This is a genomic window from Herbaspirillum sp. GCM10030257 (genome assembly GCF_042666555.1).
Taxonomy (GTDB): Bacteria; Pseudomonadota; Gammaproteobacteria; order Burkholderiales; family Burkholderiaceae_D; genus Noviherbaspirillum.
The window spans coordinates 1-4,700 of the sequence record NZ_JBHTDH010000073.1; the positions used below are offsets into that span (position 1 = coordinate 1).

The 4,700-nt window shown below is 51.3% G+C and carries 3 protein-coding genes and 3 pseudogenes; 5 read left to right on the forward strand and 1 reads right to left on the reverse strand.

All coding sequences use genetic code 11. The annotated features are described in order from the left end of the window. From ACFQUU_RS28925 to ACFQUU_RS28935, 3 genes and pseudogenes are all read left to right on the forward strand, one after another. Nucleotides 1-145 (forward strand): annotated as a pseudogene (locus ACFQUU_RS28925) (IS6 family transposase); the annotation flags it as partial. A gap of 44 nt (nt 146-189) precedes the next feature. Beyond that, a pseudogene (locus ACFQUU_RS28930) lies at nt 190-375 on the forward strand (transposase); the annotation flags it as partial. A gap of 361 nt (nt 376-736) precedes the next feature. After that, on the forward strand, nt 737-1,681 hold the full coding sequence (locus ACFQUU_RS28935) for a LysR substrate-binding domain-containing protein (RefSeq protein WP_382252056.1): 945 nt from the start codon (nt 737-739) through the stop codon (nt 1,679-1,681). Nucleotides 1,682-1,908: 227 nt separating this feature from the next. On the opposite strand, the gene ACFQUU_RS28940 is transcribed toward ACFQUU_RS28935, so the two are convergent. Continuing rightward, nucleotides 1,909-2,748, reverse strand: a complete 840-nt coding sequence (locus tag ACFQUU_RS28940; RefSeq protein ID WP_382252058.1) for a phytanoyl-CoA dioxygenase family protein — start codon at nt 2,746-2,748, stop codon at nt 1,909-1,911. Between the two features lie 521 nt (nt 2,749-3,269). Between ACFQUU_RS28940 and ACFQUU_RS28945 the strand changes: the two genes are divergently transcribed. Beyond that, on the forward strand, nt 3,270-3,962 hold the full coding sequence (locus ACFQUU_RS28945) for an IS6 family transposase (RefSeq protein ID WP_382252059.1): 693 nt from the start codon (nt 3,270-3,272) through the stop codon (nt 3,960-3,962). A 51-nt stretch (nt 3,963-4,013) separates the two neighbouring features. Further along, nucleotides 4,014-4,391 (forward strand): annotated as a pseudogene (locus ACFQUU_RS28950) (nitroreductase family protein); the annotation flags it as partial. Nucleotides 4,392-4,700 lie beyond the last annotated feature (309 nt).

Here is a 4,700-nt window from a genome sequence, read left to right on the forward strand (position 1 = left end):
GTCATTTCGGTCCGCCAAGAACGTCCTGGCCGGCATTGAACTGATGCACATGATCCGCAAAAACCAGCTCAATCTCAAAGGCAGCGACGCACTGTCTTTTGCCGAGCAATTTTATGCGCTCGCAAGAAAAATCCGTTCCGCATAAGAGGCCGCCACGCCCTTGCGCCTAAAATTTTCTTTTCGCTGCTAATGCGACAAAACCCGCCTTGTTGCGCCGCAGCTGGAGTGATCCAGCGGCGCAGGCGATGGACGCTTCCTGAAAAGCGGCGTGCAGTTAACGAACTCAATGTGCCAGGAATGGCGGTTTCCTGTGTTGATCGAAAGTATGGTATTTCTTCCAGCCCCATATTTCGGTGGAGGAAGCTCATGCAAGACTTATAGGCACGCGCTTGAACTCATACGAAAACGCCGCCTCCGATTCAGGAGTTTCGATAGTCGAATCATGCCGATCGAAATTTTTCATTGTTTTCAAGAAGGCTGATTCAGCTCACGACAACAGCGGCAAGGAACCGATGATTGCACGTCAGGATACCCGCACCTAGCCAATAAAATATTTGAACTCGCTGCGGCGCGATAAAGTACGAAGGACGGTGCCGCTCTCGCGCTACAAAGTTTCAGGTCTGGACAATTAAACTCGCAACATTGTTCAAAACTAAAGGTCTATTTAGCTTTTCTAAAGCGTACCGCACGAAAGCAGGATTACAATGGAACAAACATAATTTTTCCTCATTCTGCTATGAGTAGGCTACCACCACTGCGCTCTATACAAGTGTTCGAAACATTGGGGCGGTGCAGCAGCATGACAGAAGCAGCCCGAAGACTGAATATCTCGCCGGGCGCAGTGAGCCAGCAGATAAAGATTCTCGAGGATACTCTCGGGCTAACGCTTCTAATAAGACAAGGTGCGAGTCTTGAATTGACGGCCGCTGGAAAGCATTTCTATGAGAGCTGTGCGGGCGCATTTGAGAGCTTGCGGGTCGCCCAGGACGAAATCAGCCGTGTAAAAGATGAAAACAGCCTCACGATTAGCGCCCTTCCTTCCCTCATGACAAATTGGCTTTCACCACTTGTCTATACGTGGCAGCAGGACCACCCTGGCCTTAACGTTTATCTCGATGGGGCTTACCCAGAGCCATTGCCGAATATGTACGATGTCGACTTTCGCATTACCTACGGCGACATGGTCGCGGAGGGCGATAATGCAATGTTGCTGTATTCTGACTGCGTCGTGCCAGCTTGCAGTCCTAAATTACTAAAAGGCAGAAAAACGGTCCGGAGGCCAGACGACATTTTGCTATATCCACTGCTGTCCGTAGACTGGGCGCCTAAATTTGCATTACCGCCTTCCTGGAGTGATTGGTTTGTGGCTCATGGCGTTGAGTCGTTCAATATCAACGAGCGCTATCGGGTATTTTCGCTATCCAGTATGGCAGTGGAATCGGCGGTACGCGGCCACGGATTCGTACTTGCGCAATACTCGATGATCGCTGAGCAGCTCGCTAGTGGGGAATTACTTATGCCGATTCATGCGCCACTCGCCTTACCGACGCCTTACTATTTGAAGTGGAGTAAAAGCGCATTTGATAAGGGGCAGTGCAGACACTTTCATCGTTGGATTGTTGCCAAAGGAAGGGAGCAGTCAAGCGCAACGGAACGCCTGCTTCAAAACAAGCGGCAATAGAAAAGAAATGACGATCCATTATTTTGGCAGCTTATTGCGGCCAATGGCCCCGTCACTTCAATTCCTCTTAACGGCACAAGGAAATCTCGCTCCAGCCAATAGGTGGACAAGCAGAGAGCATTGACGAAGAAGTAGAGAACCCGTAGCACTCGTTCGTTAGATTCCAACAAATCCCGGCCTTCCGTGCCCATCTTTCCTTTAGCAACGATATGATTTCAACCTATCCCCTATGAAATCGCTGAAACGGGCCAGACGACAGGAAACAGGGGATGGTCCATTGGCGCGCCGGCGGGCAACTCCTTTTCCAGGCCAGTGAACTCTGGAGACGTTTTCCAGGCCCTTGGTGCGTGGCGAACGTTGTCCCCGATGAAACGAACCGAAAATGCACGCCTTCTACTGGGGGTTCCGCCCGAAGCATGTAACGTAAGCATGTTGAAACATACCATGTCTCCCGGTTCAAGCTCCCATGCGAGAATGGAGTAAGAAGCTCGGTTCGCTTCGATGTTTGGAATTGGTGCAAGAGTGCCTTCAGGGAACCACTTTGCCTGATCGTCCATGAAACTCTTTGGCATGAGCCAAGGACCTAAATGTGATCCGGCGACAAACTCGAGGGTTGCTTGACGGGGAACGGGATCAACGGGAATCCACATGCTAACGTTCTGATGACCTTCGATATTGTAGTAAGGTTGATCCTGATGCCATGGCGTCCGCTGCTGGGTACCTGGCTCTTTGACCAACAGATGATCATGGTAGAGCCGAATGGATTGGCCACCAACTAGTTCTGCAGCCGCTGCAGCGGCCGGTGAGCGCCCAATGAACGTTTGGTACTCACTGATTCGCGACCAGTTACAAAAGTCTTCGAAGAACCATCCAGGATCATCAGGGCGGCTTGCCACTTTCGATGATGGACTCGGTGCAGCAAGATTCTTCTCAATTCCTTGAGTTAGAAGTTGAATTTCATCGGGGGAAAAAAGACCACGCACGCATACCGCCCCGTTTCGGTGGTATTCCTGTACAAGCTCAGGTGTAACACATGCTGCAACGCGCTGTTGGATATTTTTGCTCATGATTTCTTTCTGATATGGTGAACTGAGGGATTCAAATGCTACTAAGCGAAACACGTTTTTACAAAGCATAGGCACAGACAGATCATCAAACAAGACCCTGGCTATACGATTTGATAAAGGAGCGTTTAGATTTTCTAAACGAAAGCTGCATGTGAATGGCTCGTCACTTGAGTTGAACTTTTAAAGTTGCCGATACTAGACTTACGTACACTGCAAAATCCATGCAGTCAGCACCAACGATGTCGGCTATATGTGAGCATTACCGCTACAAGGGAAACGGCGATCATTACATGGGATAAGTCCGACGTTTCACACCAGACCGGCACAAATCTCAAGATGACTGATTGGACGCCACCTATCGCATAGTCGCTGCAGCACATAAATGCACAATCTAAGGCGACACTTATCTGATGTTAAATCAACGTCAGAGCCTCATAGAAAGGTGAACTCGTAAGCGAGAGGGTTCCGTTGCATTAAGCCGTTTCTGCTAGAGTAGTCGGTTTCATGGTGACTGCATATTGATGGATGACGCCTTACGCCATGTGCTTAAAAGACTCCACTATCCACTGGAGATCATGCTGACCTGCGTGCGCTGGTACGTCGCTTATCCGCTGAGCCTGCGGCACATCGAGGAAATGATGCACGAGCACGGTGTGTTCGTCGATCACACAACCATTCATCGCTGGACGATGAAGATCCTACCGGTGCTAGCTGCAGTACTTCCCCGTCGTAAGCCCCCGGTCGGCAGCAGCTGGAGGATAGATGAGACCTACGTCAGGGTCCACGGTGAATGGAAATACCTTTATCGCGCAGTGGATAAAGAAGGTCACACCGTGGACTTCCTGCTTACTGCCAGGCGCGATCTGGCGACTGCACGCCGCTTTCTGGAACGCACCATCGGCCGGCGCGGCTTACCCGACAAGATCACCATCGACAAGAGCGGTGCCAACACGGCCGCTATCCGAAGCATTCAGCACGATACCGGCGCGCCGATAGAGCTGGACCAGGTGAAGTATTTGAACAACATCGTCGAGCAGGATCACCGAGCGATCAAGCGCATCATCCGGCCGATGCTGGGCTTTCAATCTTTTCGTTGTACGCGTATTCTGCTCGCCGGTATTGAGACAATGCATATGATCAAAAAAGGGCAGCGGGACTGTCCTAAGGCCGATGTCACGTTCGCTGCAGACCAGTTTTACTCCCTGGCCAATTAAGCGACAAACTATCCGCTTTTTCTCGCGCTAACCTCCTTATCGCAACGGAACCTTTATGAGAGCGTCGGCATTGCGCGCGGTGACCGCGAAGCGTCAGCACGCCAGGCCCTTGAAAACTTCCGTCTTTTCGGGGCGCCGCATGTCGCAATCATTACCAGCGATGAACCGCTAGGAACATACGGTGCCGTTGACTGTGGCGCTTACGTCAGCAACTTCATGCTTGCGGCCCGGAGCCTAGGTGTTGCGGCAAATGCGCAGGCCGCGCTGGCGGCGCATTCCAAATTCATCCGATCCTACTTTGGTTTAGGGGACGACAGGCGGGTGGTCTGCGGCATTTCATTCGGATACGCGGACCGGGAACATCGGGCCAATCAATTCCGGACTACTCGGGCAAAAGTCACGGATACTGTGATTTGGGTAGACGAATAGGAAGAGGAACCGGGATGCGGAGAAGCGGGCCAGTTAGCCGCGAGGCGAAACTCCAAGCAGCGGATCGAACTGGCTCTGTACGGTTGCATAGCATTACCACATAGTTTGACTAAGTTTCGGCCGCTAGAACAGCTTCTTTTTCTTTTATTCAGGTTTAGGTAAGGCAGCCTTCGACGTATCAGCTAGTGTGGCGTCCCGCAAGTAACTTTATATAAGTTGAGGTGTCTATTGGCTATGCTGCTGAAACAGGAGTATGGCCATGGAACGCGGACGTCCAAAGAAAGCGGAGGTCACACTATCGGAGCAGGA

Bases quoted from the DNA above. Each gene is read 5' to 3' on its own strand.
- ACFQUU_RS28945 (WP_382252059.1), top strand. From the start codon at position 3,270: ATGGATGACGCCTTACGCCATGTGCTTAAAAGACTCCACTATCCACTG.
- ACFQUU_RS28940 (WP_382252058.1), bottom strand. From the start codon at position 2,748: ATGAGCAAAAATATCCAACAGCGCGTTGCAGCATGTGTTACACCTGAG.
- ACFQUU_RS28935 (WP_382252056.1), top strand. From the start codon at position 737: ATGAGTAGGCTACCACCACTGCGCTCTATACAAGTGTTCGAAACATTG.